The organism is Micropepsis pineolensis (genome assembly GCF_055392125.1).
The window spans coordinates 2,538,484-2,559,034 of sequence record NZ_AP042408.1 but is presented as its reverse complement, the minus strand read 5'-3'; the positions used below and the strand labels follow the sequence as shown (position 1 = coordinate 2,559,034).

Here is a 20,551-nt window from a genome sequence, read left to right as displayed (position 1 = left end):
GGGAATGTCGGTGATGCGTCGGGTACTCGTCTTACTGCTGGCTTTGCTTTGCGTGGTGCAAACATCTCTGGCCGTAGAAACGGATCGTAAGCGTAGTGCGGCACCGCCCAATGGGCTCGACATGCCGTTTCTGGTCGCCCCTGCCAATCGCGGCGATACGCTGATTGGATTCCATTATATTTCTTATCGGCTGATGGCCCCGACCCCGGCTGATTTGCCCGATATCCGCAATAAAGTCGCGATAATTCAGGATGCCTTTGTCAGGGACGTTTACAAAACCGCTGTTGGTATGGCAAACGACCAGACCAAGGTTGATGCCCACACGTTGCACGACCGCATGATTGCCATTGCCCGACGGATCGCTGGGCCTAAGAAAGTGTCCGACTTGGTTTTTGTCGATATGAAGTTTTCCCCGATTCATCCCAAACCGGGCGGAGGGCTTTTCGTGCCCTCGACGGAGGGGGCTGCGCCAGGACCGGGGCAACCAAAAGATGGTCACGCGCCCGAGGCGGGCGGTGCGGTATCGCAATCAGGTACCTCTTCCCATGTGCAGTAATATGGGGCCATGTGCAGTAAAGCGGGAAGCTGCGGGTCTTTAGCCTAAAATCCTTTTGGCATGTTCCCGTGCCAGAATTTCATGCGGGGGGGGATTTGCCTCCGCTCGGGAACCCGGCGGGCTACGTCGGCCGTAATTTTCGGTAAATCGGAAACGAGGAAGCTATGAGTACACTAACCATCATTCTAGCGTGCGGTTTGCTGTCGCTTATTTACGGCGCACTTACCGTTCGTTGGGTCTTAAACAAAAGTGCGGGCAACGCCCGTATGCAGGAAATTGCTGCGGCCATTCAGGAAGGCGCTTCGGCCTATCTGAACCGTCAGTACACCACCATTGCCATCGTCGGTGCGGTCATCTTCGTGCTGGCGTGGCTTGGTCTGGGCTGGCAGATGGCTGTTGGCTTCTTGATCGGTTCGGTCCTTTCGGGCGCGGCCGGTTATATCGGCATGAACGTTTCGGTCCGCGCCAATGTGCGCACCGCCGAAGCGTCGCGCCACGGCCTGGGTGCCGGGCTGACGCTGGCCTTCCGGGCTGGCGCCGTGACCGGCCTTCTGGTCGCTGGTCTCGGTCTGATCGGTGTGGCGGGCTACTATGCCTTCCTGACCGGCGGTCTTGGTCTGTCGATCGACAACCCGGAACAGAGCCGCATCATCGTCGACAGCCTGGTCTCCCTCGGCTTCGGCGCATCGCTGATTTCGGTCTTCGCCCGTCTCGGCGGCGGCATCTTCACCAAAGGTGCGGATGTCGGCGGCGATATGGTCGGTAAGGTCGAAGCCGGTATTCCGGAAGATGACCCACGCAACCCCGCCACCATTGCCGACAATGTCGGTGACAATGTTGGTGACTGCGCCGGTATGGCCGCTGACCTGTTCGAAACCTATGCGGTGACCACGGTCGCCACCATGGTTCTGGCCTCGATCTACTTCACCGGTGCTGCTCGGGCGGCGTTGATGATGTTGCCGCTCGCCATTGGCGGGATGTGCATCATCACCTCGATCATCGGCACCTTCTTTGTCCGCCTCAGCAAAAGCGGCAATATCATGGGCGCCCTGTATAAGGGTGTGATCGCCACCGGCGTTCTGTCGCTGATTGGCCTGTGGCCCCTGATGAACACGCTGCTGCCCGGCGGTATTGGTGCGGATCTTGCCATTGGCAGCCTGCACTTCACCGGTCAAAGTCTGTTCTATTGCGGTCTGGTCGGGTTGCTCATCACCGGCGCGCTGGTCGTGATCACCGAGTATTATACCGGAACCAACTATCATCCGGTACAGATCATCGCCAAGTCGTCGCAGACCGGTCACGGCACCAACGTCATTCAGGGCCTGGCGGTATCGATGGAATCGACCGCAATGCCCGCGCTGGTGATCTGCGTTGGTATCATTGCCTCCTATCTGCTGGCAGGTCTGTTCGGTATCGCCATCGCGGTGTCGACCATGCTGTCGCTGGCCGGTATGATCGTGGCGCTCGACGCCTTTGGCCCGGTGACCGACAATGCCGGTGGCATTGCCGAAATGGCCGGTCTGGAAGGCGATGTGCGTAAGACGACCGACGCGCTGGACGCGGTCGGCAACACCACCAAGGCAGTGACCAAGGGCTATGCCATTGGTTCGGCTGGTCTTGGCGCGCTGGTGCTGTTTGCGGCCTATACGCAGGATCTGCACTATTTCACCCAGAATGCCACGGTGGGTTCGTTCTTCTATGGTCTGGATCTGGCCAAGCTGAACTTCTCGCTGGCGGAACCCTGGGTGATCGTCGGTCTGTTTGTCGGTGGTCTGCTGCCCTATCTGTTCGGCGGTATTGCCATGACGGCGGTCGGTCGTGCCGCCGGTGCTGTGGTCGAAGAAGTGCGTCGGCAGTTCAAGGAAATGCCCGGCATCATGGAAGGCACGCAGAAGCCGAATTATGGCCGCGCGGTCGACATGCTGACCAAGGCAGCCATCGGCGAAATGCTGATCCCGTCGCTTCTGCCGGTGCTGTCGCCGGTCGTGCTGTTCGTGATCGTTGACGCCATTGCCGGCAAGGTCCAGGCCTTCAACGCTCTGGGTGCCATGCTGATCGGCGTGATCGTCACCGGCCTGTTCGTCGCCATCTCGATGACCTCGGGCGGCGGTGCGTGGGACAATGCCAAGAAGTACATCGAGGACGGCCATTTTGGTGGCAAAGGTTCCGACGCCCACAAGGCGGCGGTGACCGGCGACACCGTCGGTGACCCCTACAAGGACACCGCAGGCCCGGCCGTCAACCCGATGATCAAGATCACCAACATCGTGGCGCTGTTGCTGCTGGCGGTGCTGGCGCACGCGTTCTGATTTTGAAAGACCGTCCTCATCCTGAGCTAGTCGAAGGATGAGGGGCTAATGAAAAACGGCGGAAGGGGCAACCTTTCCGCCGTTTTGTTTTGGCTATCAAGCTGCTATGGTCACACCGTCTGTGTGTTTGAGGGGAAAATAATGGACGCTTTGGTCATCGTCGATATGCAGAATGCGACCATGCAGGTGCCGCGCTATGATGTGGCCGCACTGGTCGGGCGGCTCAATGCTTTATCCGCCAGCGTGCGGGAGAAGGGCGGTCAGGTCATCTGGATTCGGCATGAGGATGACGAGATCTATGTGCCGGACAGTCTCGGCTGGCAGGTCATTGCCTCGCTGATCACAGATGCCGGGGATATTTATATCGGCAAGACCGCCTGCGATGGCTTTTTCCACACGGCGCTGGACGAAACGCTGAAGGCAAAGCCGTTTGACCGCATCATCTTTGCCGGTTGCGCCACCGATTTCTGCCTCGACAGCACCGTGCGCACAGCGGCGACCAAGGGCTATCCGGTCTGGGTGCCGTCGGACGGTCACACCACCGCCGATCGGCCGCATTTAAAGGCCCCGCAAATCATCGCCCACCACAATTATGTCTGGGCGGACTTCATCGCCGTCAATGGCCCGGTGAAGGTGGTGCCGTGTCAGGAAATTATGGCTGTGGGGTGATCGGGTTATTCCGGATTGTTCTGCTGGCCATCGTGGTTACAGACACAAAGCTTGTTGCCATCAGGATCCCGTACATAAGCACCGTAATAAAGGCTGTGATATTCCGGCCGGGGGCCTGGTGGTCCTTCATTGGTCGCGCCATGGGCCATGGCTGTAGCGTAAAATCGGTCAACACAGTCCCGTGATGCGGCCATAAATGCCACCATTTGGCCATTCCCGGCGGATGCAGGGTTTCCGTCAAATGGTACCCCGACGATCAGCAGTGGCCGGTCCTGACCTTTCGGGTGCCATCCGGCCCACTGTCTGTCTGTTTCGACAAATTTAAGCGGCCAGTTCAGAACAGGCATAAGTGCAGAATAGAATGCATAAGCGCGGGTAAAATCGCGCACGCCTATATGTACATGCGAAAACATGGTCCGTGACCTCGGAGTGCCTGCAGCAAGGCGAGGTTATGACATAACGGATGTGAGAGAAAGAAATTACCCCTTGTCCCGCATCAGGCGGGCCTTGTCGCGCTGCCAGTCACGGGCTTTTTCGGTCTCGCGCTTGTCATGCAGCTTCTTGCCCTTGGCCACGCCGATGTCGATCTTGGCGATGCCTTTGGGGGTAAAGAACAGCTTCAGCGGCACCAGTGTCATGCCTTCGCGCTGCATGGCAATGGCAAGCTTGTTGGCCTCGCGCCGGTGCACCAGAAGCTTGCGGACGCGTTTGGGCTCGTGTCCGAAGCGGTTGGCCTGAACATATTCCGGGATGTTGGCGTTGATCAGCCACATCTCGCCGTCTTTGATCGTGGCATAGGATTCGGCAATCGTTGCCCGCCCGTTCCGGAGGGACTTCACCTCGGAACCGGTCAGCATGATGCCCGCCACCACGTTACTTTCGATGGCGTAGGAAAATCGGGCTTTGCGGTTTTCGGCGGCGACTTTGCAACCGTCGTCGTCTCTTTTTTTTGCCATGAAGCTCCCGGAGCCGTCTGTCGGAGATCCTCATCCTTCGACGGGCTCAGGATGAGGATATGCATTGAATTTGTATTTTCCCTCATCCTTCGACAGGCTCAGGATGAGGATCTTCTATTGTGTCTCGCTTGCCTTCCTCAGCCCTCGACGGGCTTAGGATGAGGGGCTTCTATCGTGTCTGGCCTGCTTTCCTCATCCTGAGCCTGTCGAAGGATGAGGCAGTGGGGGCCGGGCCCTAGATCAGCCCGAGCGATTTCATCGCCGCGGTAACGCGGGCGCGGGCCGTTTCGGTTGCGGGCATCATCGGCAGACGAACCTCATCCGAACCAAAGCCCAGCAGAGAGGTAGCGTATTTCGCCGCCGCAGGCGAGGGTTCGCAGAACATGGCATCATGTAAGGGCAGAAGTTTCATTTGCAAGGCCAGCGCCGCCTTGTAATCGTCTGCCTGTAACAAGGTCTGAACCTCGGCGCACAGTTTGGGGGCGCAGTTGGCCGTGACCGAAATGCAGCCATTGCCGCCTCCCGCGACATAGGCAACCGCAGTGGCATCTTCGCCCGAAAGCTGGACGAAATCGGGGCCACAGACCTCACGCTCGTGTAAGGGGCGGGCGAGGTTGGCGGTGGCATCCTTGACGCCGATGATGTTGGCGATCCTGGACAGCCGGCCCATGGTCTCGACCGAGATTTCGACCACCGCACGGCCGGGGATATTATAGAGGATGATCGGAATATCGACCGCCTCGGCAATGGTGGCATAGTGGCGGTAGATGCCTTCCTGCGACGGCTTGTTATAGTAACCCGTCACCGACAGCACCGCATCGGCCCCGACATCTTTGGCAAAGCGGGTCAGTTTCAGTGCTTCGGTGGTCGAATTGGAACCAGCCCCGGCGATTACCGGCACGCGGCCCGCTGCTTCAGTCACACACAGCTCGACCACGCGCATATGCTCTTCGTGGCTTAAGGTGGGCGACTCACCGGTGGTGCCACAGGGCACCAGACCGCTCGAGCCCTGTTCAATCTGCCAGGCGACATGCTTTCGGAAGGCCGCTTCATCGACAGCACCGTTCTTGAACGGCGTAATCAGGGCCGGGAAGGAACCTTTGAAGTCATGCGGGGCGAATGCCATGGTCGTGCCTGTCACAAAATGTGGAAATGAAAAGTGCCGACAAAATACAGTCCGCGGCGGCCAGAGCAAGAGATTTGCGCCAAAGTTTCACCCCCAAAGCGGCGGGTTAGGGTGGAATTGGCTTTGCCGGCTGGGTTAAGTTGACGCCTGGTGCGCCGCTACACGCACTATAACGATAGTCCTCTGTAGAAATTACATGCAGAAATTGCATATCTGCTATTAGCGATGCTGGAGCCGATGTCCCCCCGATCTTCCTGGTTTACTGTCCCCTTGCTGTCCTTTTCGGCCCTGTGTCTGTCCAGTTCCGCGTTGTATGCGCAAGACGGTGATGCCGCCCCCGGCGTTTTCAGTGCTATTGCCGAGCTGGTCCGGGGGGGCACCCCGGCGCCTTACCGCTATATTACAGCCAGCGAACGGGCACTGTATGTCCAGGCCTTCGCCGCCGCCGACCGGGGGGACTGGAACAAGGCCCGCGCTCTGGCGGCCAACGGGCACGAAGCCGTGGCGGCTAAGCTGATCGAATGGCGCTATCTGACCAGCACCAACAGTGGCGCGCCGTTTGCCGAGATCGACGGCTTCCTTAAAAACAATCCCAGCTGGCCGATGCGCGAAACCCTGCTGGCCCGGGCCGAGACGGTGCTGCCGGAAAGTGATCCGGCCTTTGTCGTCGCATGGTTCGCCGGGCGCGAGCCGACAAGTGCCCTCGGTAGGATGAAGCTCGGTAAGGCCGAGCTTGCCACCGGCAAGACCGATGCCGGGCAGGCCCATATCCGGTCGGCCTGGATCGACGGCAGTTTTGATGCCGCTACCGAAGCGTCCATCCTGCGCCAGTATGGCGATCTGTTCGATGGCGCCACCCAGAAGGCCCGGCTCGATTCCCTGTTGTGGCGGGACGAGATTAAGGCGGCTGCGCGTCAGGCTGCGCGGACCGATGGTGCCACGGCGCGCATCGCGGCGGTGCGGCTGGCTCTGCGCGGTGGGCGGCGGGATGCCAGGGCCTTGCTGGCGGGGCTGCCGGCCGAGCTGTCCGACGATCCGGCGCTGCTCTATGACCGGGCCATGATGGCCCGCAAAGCCAGTGACATGGAAACCGCCCGCGCGCTGCTGGCGCGGATTGCGCTGGCCCCTTTTGCCCGGGATCACGCCAGCCAGACCTGGGTCGAGGTGGCGGCATCCTCGCGTCAGGCCTTACAGGATGGTGATGGCCGGGGGGCCTACAAGCTGGTGGCAGGGGCGGGGTTCCAGCCCAAAAATAGTGCGGAATTTGCCGACGCCCAGTTTCTGGCTGGCTGGATTGCGCTTCGAGTGCTGAACGACCCCAAGACCGCGCTGACACATTTTCAGAATGTCGCCGCCAATGTCTCGCGCCCGATCAGTGTGGCGCGCGGGGCTTATTGGCAGGGGCGGGCGCTGGAAGCCCTTGGCGATCTGCCGGGGGCGTGGGCGGCCTATCATGTCGGGGCGCAGCACCCCGAGACGTTTTACGGCATGCTGTCGCTGTCGCGGATCGACGCGAACCCAGTACTGACGGTGCACGAGACCCCGTCCCGGACACCGTCCGCCGCCCAGTTTGAAAAGGACGAGCAGATCCAGGCCATCCGGGTGCTGGCCGATTTGGGGTCGCCCGGTCTCTTACGTCGCTTCGCGCTGCATTATTATGAGGCCTCGGGTGGGGATGTCGGGCGGACTAAGCGGCTGCTCCAATTCCTGACCGAGGCAGGCTTCCGCCCGGTTGCGGTGCGCGTGGCCAAGGCCGCGGGGTATGACGGGGCGGCATTTCCCAGCTACGCCTATCCGGTGATTAAGGTGCCTGCGTTCCGCGGCACCGGTGACGCGCCCGAGGCCGCGCTGGTGCTCAGCCTGATCCGGCAGGAGACCGAGTTTGACATTGCCGCTGTGTCCTCGACCGGGGCGCGCGGGCTGATGCAGGTGATGCCGTCGGGGGCCAAACAATATGCCAAGTCCGCCGGGCTGCCCTTCAAGCTGGACGAACTGACCCGCGATCCGACCTATAACATGCAGCTCGGCATGACGATGTTCTCAGGCTATCTCGGGCACTGGGACGGTTCGCTGATCCTTGGGGTGGCGGCCTATAATGCGGGGCCGAGCAACGCGCTGCGCTGGGTCAAAGCCAATGGCGATCCGCGCCAGAGTGGCGTCGATCCGGTCGACTGGATCGAGCGCATTCCTTTTGGCGAGACCCGCAACTATGTCCAGCGCGTGGTCGAGAATGTGCAGGTGTATCGCGCCGAGCTTGGGCAGACCAACTTAAAGATCCTCGACGATCTTTATGGCTCGCAAGGTAAACCACCGGTCATCCCGGCCCCAAAGGGCAAGAAATAGGGGCGGCTGGCTTTTTAAGTTCTGGGTGCGGCGGCGCGGTTGAGGCGGTCGTTGATCGCCTCGCCCAAGCCTTCGGTCGGGATTGGCATCACGGCGATGTTTCTGGTGCCATCTTCGTCGAGGGTGTGGAGCATGGCGAACAAATTGCCAGCCGCTTCAGACAGATCGCCGGTGGGGCTTAAGTTGAGCGTCCGGCTTGCCCCGGCGAGCGGATGAGGCCCAAACGCCAGCAAGGCTTCATCGGGGCGCACATCGCGGGCGTTCAGCCGCACCGCGGCGCTGGGGGCGTAATGGCTGCTGAGCTGGCCGGGCGAGGCGATAACGCCAGCCACCGGGGCCAGAAGCGGGCCAGTAATGGCCTCGATCGCGGCGCGGGGCAGGCCGCCGGGCCGTAAAAGGACGGCTTTATCAGCATCGAAGCCTAACACCGTTGATTCAACACCGATTTCGGTCGGTCCGCCATCGACGATGACCGCGACCTTGCCGTTCAGCCCGTCATAGACATGGGCGGCGGTGGTGGGGCTGATTTTGCCCGATGGGTTGGCGCTGGGGGCGGCCACTGGCAGACCCGAGGCGGCGATGACCGCCTGCGCCACCGGGTGATCGGGGCAGCGGATGGCCACGGTGGGCAGGCCCGCGCTGACCAGAAGGGAAAGTTTACAGTCCGCCCGCCGGGGCAGCACCAACGTCAGCGGACCAGGCCAAAAAACATCGATCAGTTTTTTAGATAATTCAGAAAGTTCAACATATTCAGCTGCATGTTCTTCGTTCTTAACGTGAACTATGAGCGGGTTGAAGCTGGGTCGCCCCTTGGCGGCATAGATGGCAGCCACCGCCGTGCCATTGGTGGCATCGGCGCCCAGGCCATAAACGGTTTCGGTTGGGAACGCCGCCAGCGCGCCCTTTTGAAGGGCGTCGGCTGCCGCGGCGATACCGTCGGCGTCCGGCTTGCAGACAATGGTAACATGCGCGTTGGACATGTCGCTTCATAAAACCAAACCCCGCTTCTGTCACGTTGCAATATCGCGCCGTCCGATGTGTGATGGCGCTTAAGCGCTGTCTGGGGAATTCGATGCGTTGTGCGGCACTCGTTCTACTGCTTGCCATCAGTCCGGTCGCCGCGGTGACACCCGGTGGCATCCCTGGTGTATTACCCGCCGGTGTGTTGCCGGACTGTTTGGGGGATCCGGCGTTGACGGTGCCGGTGCGCGCCGGGGCCGATGCGGTGCTGCAGTTACCCCAGGGCAAGGCCGTGCTGGCAGGGGTCGTGTTGCCGGGGATGAAGTTCGATCCGCCGTCGCGCTGGGGGGGCATCGCCGCCGCCCGGCTGCAAGAACTGACCCGCGCCCCCTTGATGCTCTATCCCGTCGGGGACCCCGACCGCTATGGCCGCCAGCCGGTGCAGGCGGTGGCCGATGGCATCTGGCTGCAGGGCGACCTGATCGAGCGCGGGCTGGCGCGGGTTGACCCCGCCCCCGGTGCGGCCTGCACCACGACACTTTACGCGATTGAGCAAAGTGCCCGCCTGCACCGTGCCGGACTGTGGGCCGATCCGGCCTATGCTGTGCAGACGCCGGAAGGTGCCCTGCCGGGGCAGTTTCAGGTTATCGAAGGGCGCGTCCTGACCGTGACCAAAAAAGATGGCCGGGTGTTTCTCAATTTCGGGGCGGACTGGAAAACCGATTTCACCGTCACCGTCGCCCCGGCCGACATGCATCGCTTCCGCCATGCCCATCTTGACCCGATGGTTCTGGCCGGTCGGCGGGTGCGCGTGCGCGGGATCGTCGAACGCTATCACGGGCCGGAGATCGTGCTGGCCGGGCCGGAGGGGCTGGAGGTGCTGCCGTGATCGGCTGCCCCCGGTTCAGTCTGCCGTCCCCGGCGGGATGATGCGCAGGACGGTGATCTGGTTGCGCTGGCGGCGCAGGATCTCGAACTCGTAACCATAGAAGGCAAAGCGCTGTCCGGCATCGGGGATGGTGCGGGCCTCGTGAATGACCAGCCCGGCGATGGTGGTGGCTTCCTCGTCCGGCAGGTTCCAGTCGAACGCCCGGTTCAGATCGCGGATCGGGGTGATGCCTTCCACCACCAGCGAGCCATCGGCCTGCGGGTGGATGTTGGACTGGATCTTGGTCACGCCTTCATCCGGCAGTTTGCCGAAGATTTCGTCGAGCACGTCCTCGCGCGTCACCAGCCCCAGGATGACGCCATATTCATCGACCACCAGGGCGAAGTGTGAGCGCCGCTCGCGGAACGAGGCCAGCAGCTCCTCCAGCGAGGTGGTTTCGGGCACGAAAAAGGGCGGCCGGATCATCTTGTTGATGTCGATGCCGTAAAGCGAGCCGCGGTTGGCCAGTACCGCCCGCACCACCGTGCGGGTGTGCAGCACGCCGATGATGTTTTCCGGCTGATCGCGCCACACCGGAATGCGGGAATGCTGGGTGGTGGTCAAGGCGCGGACGATCTCGGCCAGCGGGCGGTCCGCCGAGATCGTCACCATATTCTTGCGGTGACACATGACATCGCTGACGGTCAGATCGCTCAAGTCGAGCACGGCGGAAATCATGTCGCGGCTTTCGCGCTCCACCGTGCCTTCCTGATGGCGTAAATAGACCGTGCCGCGGATCTCGTCATGGGCCAGTTCCGCCGATTGCGCGACATGGTGCTGGACCCCGATCAGGCGGAGCAGGCGCCAGACCAGAAATTGCACCGTCACCACGATGGGGCCAAGCACTGCCACCACCTTGCGCACTGTTCCGGCAACCGTCAGGGCAAAGCGGTCGGTCCGCACAATGGCCAGCGTTTTGGGCAGCACTTCCGAGAAGATCAGGATCAGCAGCGTCATCACCAGCGTGATGATCGCCACCGCCTTGTGGCCCAGTCTGTGCTCGAATACGGCGGTGGCCAGTGACGAGGCCAGGATATTGACGAAGGTATTGCCGAGCAGCAGGGCGCCAATCATGCGCTCGCGGCTGTGCATCAGCTTGTTGACGTTGCCGGCGGCGCGCGAGCCGTCCTTCTCCAGTTGCAGCATCTTGCCGCGCGAAACGGCGGTCAGCGCGGTTTCCGAACCCGAGAAAAAGGCACTGAGCGCCATCAGCAGCAACAGCCCGACACAGGTCAGCAGGATCGCTATATCCATGGAATTAGCCTTTCACGCTTACCCTGCCGCCAGAATCCAGCGCAGAACATCCGGCGGCACCCGGTTGGTAACAAAGGCCGTGCCGATGGCCCGTAACAGGACGAAATTGATCTTACCGTCTTTGACCTTTTTATCATGCTGCATATGCGCCAGCATCTCGTCTACATTGGGGCGCGGACCGGATATGTCGCCGATATGGCAGGGCAGGCCGACGGCTTTGAGATGGGCGATAAAGCGCTCCCCATCCGCCTTGGGGCATAAACCCAGCCGTTCCGACATCTTAAAGGCCAGCGCCATGCCGACCGCCACGCCCTCACCATGCTTGAGCCGATCGGAAAACCCGGTCGAGGCTTCCAGCGCATGGCCGAAAGTATGGCCCAGATTGAGCAGGGCGCGCAGGCCCGCTTCCTGTTCGTCTTTGGCGACGATGGCGGCCTTCATGCGGCAGGCGTGCGAAACCAGATGGACGATGGCGGCAGGATCGCCCGCCAGTGCGGTTTCGGCGTTGGCCTCAAGCCAGTCGAAATAGCCCGCATCACCCAGCGCGCCATATTTGGCGACCTCGGCATAGCCGTTGACCAGCTCGCGGCGGGAAAGGGTGGCCAGCACCGCGGTATCGGCCAGCACAATGCGGGGCTGATGAAAGGCCCCGATCAGATTCTTGCCCGCTTCGGTATTGATGCCGGTTTTGCCGCCGACCGAGGAATCGACCTGTGACAGCAGCGTGGTTGGCACCTGGGCAAAATCGACGCCGCGCTTCAGAATGGCGGCGGCAAAGCCGGTCAGATCGCCGATCACCCCGCCGCCCAGCGCCACGATCAGCCCGCCACGGTCAACACCCAGTTCCAGCAGCGCACCGGACAGTTTCTCCAGCCCGGCGAAACTCTTGCTGGCCTCGCCCGGCGGCATGATGATGGGGTGGCTTTCAATGCCGGCGGCGTTGAGGCTGGCGGTGAAGCGGTCGAGATAGAGCCCGGCGACGGTTTCGTCGGTAACCACCGGGACCACGCCACGGGCAAAGCTTTTGAGCTTTTCACCCGCCGTTGCCAGCAGGCCGGGGCCGACATGGATGTCGTAACTGCGCGCGCCAAGGGATACGGCAATGGTCTCGTTCATGCTTCCTCGCAAATGCCGACCTGCTTCAAAATCTCCACCATGCGATCGACGGTCTCGCCATGGGGGACATTTTCACTGACCACGGTCAGATCGGCCTGGGTGTAAAAGGGCTCGCGTTCGGCCAGAAGACGGGTGAGGGTTTCGCATAAATCGCCCTCTTTCAGCAATGGCCGCTCGCCACCCTTGCGCTGAACACGGGAAACCAGCACCTCAACCGGCGCTTTAATCCACATCGAAACGGCGTGCGTACGGATATGGTCACGCGTGGTGGCGTCCATGAAGGCGCCGCCGCCAGTGGCCAGAATGTGGGGCGGTTCAGTCAATAACCGGCTGAGCACTTTGCGTTCGCAATCGCGGAAGGCTTTTTCACCATAGCGGGTGAATATTTCAGGAATGCTGCACCCGGCGGCTTTGGCAATTTCGATGTCGGCATCGAAAAAGGGCACATTCAGACGTTGGGCCAGGCGGCGTCCCAGCGAACTTTTCCCCGCCCCCATCATGCCCACCAGGGCGACGATTTTATGCAACGACATTCCCCAACCCCACACATGATATTGATATTCATACAAAAACAGATGTTTTTGACAGTCGACTTGTATAGATTCTATCCGAATCCGTCAGCGCCTTAAACTATAGCATCCCGACGGTTGGGTGCAGGGCCGCGATGGATCTTGGGTGAGGTAGATATGCGCAGCTTGGCAATGCAGGAAAGCACCGGTTTGGGGAGCAAGATCGCCATCGTGATCGGCGCCATCGTGATCCTGATGGTTATCGGTCTGGCGATTTATGGTAGTGCCATTACGCCTTTGCAGCAGTCGGTAGAAAAAGTTCTGCCTGACGGACGTTTCGCCCGCTAAGGGCCTGCGGCGGTGAAACGGCAAGCCCCCAAAGCCAGACCCGGCGGCGAACAAATCGAGGCTTTTCTCGATATGATGAGCGCCGAGCGCGGTGCCAGTGCCAACACTTTGGCCGCCTATCGCCGCGATCTGACCGATTTTAACGCCTATATGGCCCGCCGCGGGATGGCCGCGGCTGCTGCCGGGCGCGATGATATCAGCCAGTATCTTAGCCATTTGTCCGCCGCCGGGCTGGCGGGCACCAGCCAGTCGCGTAAACTTTCGGCGCTGAGGCAGTTTTTTACCTTCCTCTATGCCGAGGGTTTCCGGCCCGACGACCCTGCCACCGCCTTCGATACGCCCAAACGCGGTCGCCCGTTGCCAAAGATTTTATCCCGCGACGATGTCGAAAGCCTGATCCTTACCGCCCGCAACAAGGCGGCAAAGGGGGCGGGTAAAGTGCCTGAAGCCACCCGTCTGTGGTGCCTTATCGAAATGCTCTACGCATCGGGCTTGCGCATTTCGGAACTGGTTGAACTGCCGCTGGCGGCGTTACGCGGCACCCAATCCGCCGGGCAAAACGGCGAGCCAATCATGGTGCTGGTGCGTGGCAAGGGCGGCAAGGAGCGGCTTGCCCCGCTCAATGGCGAGGCGATGGGGGCGGTTGCGGCCTATCTGGCGTGTCGTGCGCATTTCCTGCCCGAAGGCGAGGCTGGTCGTGGTGCGGAACGGTTTTTGTTCTGCTCGCGCGGGGCCGAGCATCATCTGACCCGGCGACGCTGTCATCAATTGCTCAAAGAGCTGGCGGTCGAGGCCGGGATTGATCCCGACACGCTGTCGCCCCATGTGCTGCGCCATGCTTTTGCCACCCATCTGTTGGAAGGCGGGGCGGACCTGCGCAGCGTGCAGACCATGCTGGGCCATGCCGATATTGCCACCACCCAGATCTATACCCATCTGGCGCAGGACCGGCTGGCCGCCACTGTGGCCCATGCCCATCCGCTCAGCCGAAAAAACAAATCATAAAAAATTCCGCCCCACGGCTGTCCGTGGAGCGGAAGATCATCCCAGGCGGTGGGAGGCGTTTCAGCCCTTCAGGCTGACGATGTTCTGCGGCGTGTCGCTTAAGAAGCCCGCGATATTATCAACCGTGGTCGCAACAATACGATCCACCGCTTCTTTGGTGTTGAAGGCGCTGTGCGGCGTGACAATGACGTTGCGCATGCGCAGCAGAACATGGTTGGTCACCAGGGTGCGCAGCTCGTCTTCATTGCCGAGGATGGAATTGATCAGCAAGGCTTCCTCGCGGATCATCGGTTCGTCCGGCAGCACGTCGAGACCGGCGGCAGCAATCTTGCCGACGGTCAGCGCTTTGATCAGCGCGCCGGTTTCAATCAGATCGCCACGCGAGACGTTGAGGATGACCGCACTGTCTTTCATTTTGGCGATGGTTTCTTCACGGATCAGGTTATGCGTCGACGGCATCGACGGTACATGCAGCGAGATGATGTCGGACTGGGCAAACAGCTCATCCTGCGAGACGTAACGGAAGCCCATTTCCTGGGCGACTTCCTCTTTGGCAAAGACATCAAAGGCGATGACATCCATGTCGAAGCCCTTGGCAATGCGGATCACATTGCGGCCGATGCCACCGGTGCCGATCACGCCGAAAGTCTTGCCGGCAAGGTCAAAGCCCTGCAGACCAAAGGGCGAGAAATGGCCGCGTTGGGCGCGATCTGCTGCTTCCGGCATGCGGTGGCTGAGCGATAACAGCAGTGCGAAAACATGTTCGGCCACAGTGTTCGAGCCATAGAACGGCACATTACAAATCGCGATATCGCGCGCTTTGCAGCTGGCCGCATCAATATGCTCGAAACCGGTGGAGCGGGTGGCAATCAGTTTAAGATCGGGAAACTGCTTGATGACGTCGGTATTCAGTTCCGAATAGATAAAGGTGGTGATGATGTCGGCATCCTGATGCTTGATCATACCGGGGCGCAGCGGCTCGCTCTCGAAGACGACGTTATGTTTGGCGCTGAGTTTCTTGAAGGCTGCGCGCTCGCGTTCCTCCGCCTCGAACACGGCAATTTTCATTTTTATCTCCATATCTCGCTTTAAAAGCGGTATCCCAAATACCTAAAAATAATATAGTACAAAAGTATGGTTTTACAAGCAAAACACCGGTGATCCTGCCCGGTCCCGTCGGCAAATACTGACCTGCCTGCCCGTCGGTTTCCACCTACTATAGTGGGCTAGAAAGGCGCACGCATCTCTGAAAGCTGATCGATGGTGCGTTGATAGGCCAGCCAGGCTTTGGCGGCGGCATCATCTTTGCGGGTGGCATCGCGGCGTGCGGCATTCAGTTCGCTGCGGCAGGCGCGATATTTTTCATAGCCATCAACCAAACCGAGTTTGATACGCAGAAAGAGCAGGAAAAACCACAGTGACGCGGATAGCGATAAAATCGCCATAATGATCGCGTGGCCACCCCAGCGGGCCTGGGCGAAAAACATATAGATCGATAAGAGCAGGCAGATCACGGCATAGCCCAGCTTGTCAGCACCGCCATCGCGGTTGAAGCCGCCATTCTGGCGATAATATGCTTCAGCCTTTTTATATTCTTCCTCGCACCATTTGAGATAGGAAACAGAATCTTTGGCGGCGCGTGTAATATCCTGACTTTCCCATTTCTGCAGCCGGTCCTTGGCGAAACGGGTTTTGAACAGGCCAAACAGAAAACCGGTTTTCGGCATTGCCTCGGTCAGCAGGGCACCAGCGTTTTCCAGATCAAACAGCCCGCCTGCGGCACCGGCCGCGCTTTCCTCCAGCGCTTTACGTAAAGCGGCGGTTTCTTCGGCCAGCAGCCACTCGGCCGGGGTTTCATCATGGCGAAATGTCTGCAGCCGCTTCAGCTGCACGTCGAGATCACTGCGCTGTTTGGCAACGCGCTTTTGGGTGTCGTGCACCTGATCGGCCAGAATTTTTTCCAGCAGCTGTGGGCGGGCAAGAAACTCGGGATCGCCCGCCGCTTCCACCACCAGACCGGGGGCGCTGTAGAAGGCTTTTTTCAAGGCGTCGGTTGCGGCACTGAGGTCGGTAAGCCCGCCGCGGGTGCAAAGAAATCGGGCGAATTGATAGTGCCCGGCGGCATACACGGACACCAGCGCAGGCGATAAAGCGTTCAGGGCTTGCCGGGTGTGGCTGATGGCGCGATCCGTTGCCCCGGCGATATAGGCGGCGCGCCCGGCCCACAACAGGATCAGACCGGTATCGGTTTCGGCACTGTCGATCTGGCGCTGTGTTTCATTGATGTGCACACTGGCCGGGGTGCGGGCCTGTTTGCGCAGCCGGGCGGCGTCAAGAAACGCGGTCTCGGCGGCCACGGCATCGATCAGGGTCGGATCATCGTTTTTGTAATCGCCAAACCAGCTGCCAATGCGGATGCGCCCGAGCAGAAAATGAAAACGAAATTCTGATGGAAATCCGGCATGGCCCATGCCGCCTTCCAGTGCCTGGGTCACACCGTTCAGCGCTTGGGCATACTGACCACGATTATACTCGTCCCGGGCGCGGGTGAATTGCTCATACGCCCAGGCTTGCGCGGCATTGCTTAAAGTTTCTTTCAACTCCTTCAGAGAGTCGTTGAAGCGGGTCATCCCAATGGCGGGCTGGGTAAAGCCCCAGCGCAAGGCTGATGCGGTATCCGCAGTGCCGATCCGGGCGTTTTGCTCCAGTCCGCTTTCGTTACGGATCAGTTCAACAAAATCCGGGGATGGGGGCGTGCCGGTTTGGTAGCCACGTTTTTCCAGCTCTGCCGGATGGCCGATCAACGGCTGCAGCTTGGCCTGAACGGCAAAACGGATGGTGGAGTCAAATTTCTTGGCTGCCAGAAACTGCCCATAGGACCAGCCAAGCGCCGGTGACCAATCGAGCACATATTCCGCCTGACTAGGAAATTCCATCAGCCCCACCATGTGGAAATTTCCCGCCGCGCGCGAGGCGCGTCGAGCCGGTTGCGGTGGGGTCGTATGTGAAACGTCAATCTGCCCCAGTTACACAGATTTTCCTGCATTTGACGCGAAAGATACCGTCTTCGCGTCAACATCGCAACCGGATTTGCCTGCCCCTAGCGTGAACGCAGCGTGGCATCGGCCTGCAGCGGTAGGAAGCCGAAGGACGGCCCGGCGGCAAAATGGATGGTGCCGCGGGCGATGTGCCAGGCATTGTCGGACAGATCGTAGCGCGACAGCACCAGCGGATCGATCGGCATAAGCAGCGTACGGCTTTCCCCCGGTGCCAGTGTGACGCGAGACCAGGCGACCAAACGGGGATACTGCGGATCACCGGGCAGCAGGGCGTAGACCTGCGCAACGTCGGTGCCGGTGCGTGGGCCGATATTGCGCAACGTCACCCGTACCGACGAGGATTTGGTATCAATACGTAGGTCAGCATAAGCAAAGGTGGTGTAGGTCAGCCCGTAACCAAAGGAAAACTGTACCGGTTTTTCCTCGGTCGCGAACCATTTGTAGCCGACCAGAGCACCTTCCGTATACGGAATGTCGATCTCGCTCTTTTTGGCAAGCCCGGTGCCAGCAATGGTGGGGTGGGGCAGATCGGCGTCGCTGATCGGGAAGGTCACCGGTAGGCGGCCACTGGGGGCGGTATCACCAAACAACGTGGCGGCAATGGCTTCGCCGCCACCAATGCCGGGGTACCAGGTTTCCAGCACGGCATCGACCTGATCAAGCCAGGGCATGGCAACGGGTCCGCCGCTTTCAATTACCACAATGGTGTGCGGGTTGGCTGAGGACACCGCGGCGACCAGTGCATCCTGATTGCCGGGCAGGGACAGATTTTCGGCATCATGGCCTTCGGCCATATGCTGGGTGACGAAAACAACTGCCACCGTGGACTTGGCCGCCAGTTTGGCCGCCGCCTCGATATTCTGGCCGTCGGTAAAGTCGATTTTGGCATTGGGCACACGCGCGCGGATGAACTGCAGCGGGGCCGAAGGGTAATAGACCGGCCGCAGCCAGTCGGGCACCTTGCTGTCGGCCGGGACGACATCGCCCCCCGGCGGATCGACAATTGCCGATCCACTGCCGCCCAGCACGCCGGCATCGGCATGGCCACCGATCACCGCAATTGAAGCGATATTGGACTTGAACGGCAGAATATAGTTGGTGTTCTTGAGCAGAACAAAGCTTTGCTCGGCAATGGTCTGGGCTTCGCTGCGGCCACGGAACGGGTCGACCACACTGCGTTTGACCGGATAATCGAACAGGCCACTGGCGAACATGCTGCGCAGGATGCGGTGCACCATATCGTTGAGGCGGGCGGTCGGCACATCGCCTTTGGCAATCGCGTCTTTGAGGGCGTCACCGAAATACGGGCTATCGGGTTGTTCCTGATCCAGACCAGCCAGTGCCGCCTTCACCGTGCTGTGGGTGGCGCTCCAGTCCGACATGACAAAGCCCTTGAAGCCAAAGTCATGCTTGAGCACCTTGTTGAGCAGGAAATCATTTTCGCAGGCGTAATCGCCGTTGACCTTGTTATAGGCGCACATCACTGCGCCCGGCTCGGCCTGTTTCAGCGCAATCTGAAAGGCCATCAGGTCGCTTTCGCGCATCGCCTTTTCGTCGATTACCACATTGCCGCTGCCGCGTAAGGTTTCCTGATCGTTGAGGGCATAATGCTTGATCGTGCTCATCACATGCTGTGACTGCACGCCCTTGACCAGACGGCCGACAATGGTGCCAGCCAGCAGCGGGTCTTCGCCGGCATATTCAAAACCACGTCCGGCACGCGGATCGCGGGCCAGATTGACGCCCCCGCCAAGGGCGGCGTTATAACCCTGGGCGCGCAGTTCGCGGCCGATCAGCTGGCCATAGAGATAGGCGGTTTCCGGGTTCCAGCTGGCGGTCAGCGCCAGTACCGAGGGCAGCGCAGTCGAGTAGCGCCCGTTATAGGCACTAAGCCGCGCCCCGATGGCGGCATCATCCATATCAACATTGGGAATGCCAAGGCGGGGGATGCCGCGCACGAAACCGGCCCCACCATTGGAACCGGGCTGCGGCTGATCCTTCAGCGCGCCCCAGCCGTGACCATGTACAAGCTGAAGTTTTTCATCCTCGGTCATCTGCGCCAGCACGAGATCGGCGCGCCGGTCGGCGGAAAGGTCTTTGTTGGTCCAGGGGAAGCTGCCCGCCATGGCCGGGGCCACCAATAATGGCGCGGCAACGCTTAAGGCGATCAGTGGTGCGAGCAGTCTATTCCGGCGGTTTCGCCCGATAACCGCGTCGATAAATGCAAAACCAGTTCGCATGACAGCGATTTCCCCAACAAGACGATTTTGGCAGTATCTTTTGTCGGACGTTTTCATTGCATTACGACGTTTCTGTGGCAACCCCGTTGTCATGAGGGATAAAAAGATTTGCAAAATCCGGCCTTAAAAAAGCAAACGCCGGCGCAATGGCCGGCGTTTTGCAGATAAACTCTTTTTCCGCTTACGGACGAGTTTTGGAAGCGTTTTAAGCTCCGATGCCGTCGAACAGCGCCGTGGACAAATAGCGCTCGGCAAAGTCGGGTGCGATCGCCACGATGGTCTTGCCGGCAAATTCCGGCCGTGCCCCGATTTCCAGCGCCACGGCAATCGCCGCACCGGCGGAAATGCCGACCGCAATGCCTTCGTGGCGGGCGGCAAGGCGGGCGGTTTCCAGCGCGGTTTCATTGGAAACCGTGATGACTTCGTCGATCACGCTGCGGTCCAGAATGGGGGGCACAAAGCCGGGGCCAATGCCCTGAATCTTGTGCGGACCGGGTTTGCCGCCCGACAGAACCGGCGAATCTTCCGGTTCGATGGCGAAGAATTTGATGCCTGGTTTGCGCGGTTTCAGGACCTGACCAATGCCGGTCAGCGTGCCGCCGGTGCCGGTGCCTGCGACGATGGCATCGACCGCGCCATCGGTGTCGTTCCAGATTTCTTCGGCGGTGGTGCGGCGATGAATATCGGGGTTAGCCGGATTGTCGAACTGGCCCGGTGTGACCGCGCCCGGTACGGTTTCGACAATTTCGGCAGCTTTGGCGATGGCACCCTTCATCCCCTTGGAGGCTTCGGTCAGCACCAGCTCGGCCCCGAAAAAGGCGAGCATCTTGCGCCGTTCAATCGACATCGATTCCGGCATGGTGATGATCAGCCGGTAGCCCTTGGCGGCGGCGACAAAGGCCAGCGCAATACCGGTGTTACCACTGGTCGGTTCGACCAGAACGGTCTTCTCGGGCGAGATCTTGCCGGCTTTTTCCAGCGCCTCGATCATGGCGACGCCAATGCGGTCCTTTACCGAGGAATTCGGATTAAAGGCCTCAAGCTTGACCAGAATATCGGCTTTGGCACCACTTTCGGCGGGCAGGCGCTTTAAGCGGACCAGTGGGGTATTGCCAATCGTTTCGGTAATGGAATCGAATATCCGACCGCGGCCGGGTTTTGTGCCAGACATGA

18 protein-coding genes are annotated in these 20,551 nt (G+C 60.4%); 7 read left to right on the top strand and 11 right to left on the bottom strand.

The features are described from left to right. Nucleotides 1-10 precede the first annotated feature (10 nt). From ACZ5RI_RS11350 to ACZ5RI_RS11340, 3 genes are all read left to right on the top strand, one after another. Nucleotides 11-556, top strand: a complete 546-nt coding sequence (locus ACZ5RI_RS11350; protein ID WP_464513223.1) for a hypothetical protein — start codon at nt 11-13, stop codon at nt 554-556. Between the two features lie 164 nt (nt 557-720). Next, nucleotides 721-2,865, top strand: coding sequence for a sodium-translocating pyrophosphatase (locus ACZ5RI_RS11345; protein ID WP_464513218.1), 2,145 nt, complete (start codon nt 721-723; stop codon nt 2,863-2,865). 141 nt (nt 2,866-3,006) lie between these two features. Continuing rightward, a complete protein-coding gene (locus ACZ5RI_RS11340; protein ID WP_464513213.1) occupies nt 3,007-3,534 on the top strand; it encodes an isochorismatase family protein in 528 nt (175 codons plus the stop codon). A 5-nt stretch (nt 3,535-3,539) separates the two neighbouring features. Here the strand turns inward: ACZ5RI_RS11340 and ACZ5RI_RS11335 are convergent, their stop codons facing one another. The 3 genes from ACZ5RI_RS11335 to dapA all read right to left on the bottom strand — a co-directional run bounded on the left by ACZ5RI_RS11335 (nt 3,540) and on the right by dapA (nt 5,616). After that, a complete protein-coding gene (locus ACZ5RI_RS11335; protein WP_464513209.1) occupies nt 3,540-3,947 on the bottom strand; it encodes a VOC family protein in 408 nt (135 codons plus the stop codon). 66 nt (nt 3,948-4,013) lie between these two features. Next, nucleotides 4,014-4,490, bottom strand: a complete 477-nt coding sequence (gene smpB / locus ACZ5RI_RS11330) for an SsrA-binding protein SmpB (RefSeq protein ID WP_464513205.1) — start codon at nt 4,488-4,490, stop codon at nt 4,014-4,016. 235 nt (nt 4,491-4,725) lie between these two features. After that, entirely contained in the window at nt 4,726-5,616 is an 891-nt protein-coding gene (gene dapA / locus ACZ5RI_RS11325; RefSeq protein ID WP_464513201.1) for a 4-hydroxy-tetrahydrodipicolinate synthase, read from the bottom strand. A gap of 237 nt (nt 5,617-5,853) precedes the next feature. Here dapA and ACZ5RI_RS11320 point away from each other — a divergent pair, with 237 nt between their 5' ends. Next, nucleotides 5,854-7,959, top strand: coding sequence for a lytic transglycosylase domain-containing protein (locus ACZ5RI_RS11320; protein WP_464513196.1), 2,106 nt, complete (start codon nt 5,854-5,856; stop codon nt 7,957-7,959). A 14-nt stretch (nt 7,960-7,973) separates the two neighbouring features. Here the strand turns inward: ACZ5RI_RS11320 and ACZ5RI_RS11315 are convergent, their stop codons facing one another. Then, the gene (locus ACZ5RI_RS11315; RefSeq protein WP_464513191.1) at nt 7,974-8,939 is read right to left on the bottom strand and encodes an L-threonylcarbamoyladenylate synthase; all 966 of its coding nucleotides are present in this window, start codon (nt 8,937-8,939) and stop codon (nt 7,974-7,976) included. A 92-nt stretch (nt 8,940-9,031) separates the two neighbouring features. Between ACZ5RI_RS11315 and ACZ5RI_RS11310 the strand changes: the two genes are divergently transcribed. Further along, the gene (locus ACZ5RI_RS11310; RefSeq protein WP_464513186.1) at nt 9,032-9,808 is read left to right on the top strand and encodes a thermonuclease family protein; all 777 of its coding nucleotides are present in this window, start codon (nt 9,032-9,034) and stop codon (nt 9,806-9,808) included. A gap of 15 nt (nt 9,809-9,823) precedes the next feature. On the opposite strand, the gene ACZ5RI_RS11305 is transcribed toward ACZ5RI_RS11310, so the two are convergent. The 3 genes from ACZ5RI_RS11305 to ACZ5RI_RS11295 are packed head-to-tail and all read right to left on the bottom strand — an operon-like array spanning nt 9,824 to nt 12,750. Continuing rightward, on the bottom strand, nt 9,824-11,101 hold the full coding sequence (locus ACZ5RI_RS11305; RefSeq protein WP_464513181.1) for an HlyC/CorC family transporter: 1,278 nt from the start codon (nt 11,099-11,101) through the stop codon (nt 9,824-9,826). A gap of 18 nt (nt 11,102-11,119) precedes the next feature. Continuing rightward, nucleotides 11,120-12,217, bottom strand: coding sequence for a 3-dehydroquinate synthase (gene aroB / locus ACZ5RI_RS11300; RefSeq protein ID WP_464513176.1), 1,098 nt, complete (start codon nt 12,215-12,217; stop codon nt 11,120-11,122). Beyond that, nucleotides 12,214-12,750, bottom strand: a complete 537-nt coding sequence (locus ACZ5RI_RS11295; RefSeq protein WP_464513171.1) for a shikimate kinase — start codon at nt 12,748-12,750, stop codon at nt 12,214-12,216. The genes aroB and ACZ5RI_RS11295 overlap by 4 nt, the downstream gene beginning before the upstream one ends. A gap of 153 nt (nt 12,751-12,903) precedes the next feature. Here ACZ5RI_RS11295 and ACZ5RI_RS11290 point away from each other — a divergent pair, with 153 nt between their 5' ends. Then, nucleotides 12,904-13,074 carry a hypothetical protein gene (locus ACZ5RI_RS11290; RefSeq protein ID WP_464513167.1) on the top strand — a complete coding sequence of 57 codons (171 nt, stop codon included), beginning with the start codon at nt 12,904-12,906 and terminating at the stop codon, nt 13,072-13,074. 12 nt (nt 13,075-13,086) lie between these two features. Beyond that, the gene (locus tag ACZ5RI_RS11285; protein WP_464513164.1) at nt 13,087-14,079 is read left to right on the top strand and encodes a site-specific tyrosine recombinase XerD; all 993 of its coding nucleotides are present in this window, start codon (nt 13,087-13,089) and stop codon (nt 14,077-14,079) included. Between the two features lie 60 nt (nt 14,080-14,139). Here ACZ5RI_RS11285 and ACZ5RI_RS11280 read toward each other — a convergent pair whose 3' ends face one another. The 4 genes from ACZ5RI_RS11280 to cysK form a co-directional block, all read right to left on the bottom strand. Continuing rightward, nucleotides 14,140-15,147 (bottom strand): hydroxyacid dehydrogenase, encoded by a 1,008-nt coding sequence (locus tag ACZ5RI_RS11280; protein ID WP_464513161.1) that lies wholly within the window; start codon nt 15,145-15,147, stop codon nt 14,140-14,142. A 158-nt stretch (nt 15,148-15,305) separates the two neighbouring features. Beyond that, nucleotides 15,306-17,015, bottom strand: a complete 1,710-nt coding sequence (locus tag ACZ5RI_RS11275) for a hypothetical protein (protein WP_464513158.1) — start codon at nt 17,013-17,015, stop codon at nt 15,306-15,308. A 164-nt stretch (nt 17,016-17,179) separates the two neighbouring features. Continuing rightward, nucleotides 17,180-19,378, bottom strand: a complete 2,199-nt coding sequence (locus ACZ5RI_RS11270) for a beta-glucosidase (protein WP_464513155.1) — start codon at nt 19,376-19,378, stop codon at nt 17,180-17,182. A gap of 205 nt (nt 19,379-19,583) precedes the next feature. After that, on the bottom strand, nt 19,584-20,549 hold the full coding sequence (gene cysK / locus ACZ5RI_RS11265) for a cysteine synthase A (protein ID WP_464513151.1): 966 nt from the start codon (nt 20,547-20,549) through the stop codon (nt 19,584-19,586). Nucleotides 20,550-20,551: the final 2 nt, after the last annotated feature.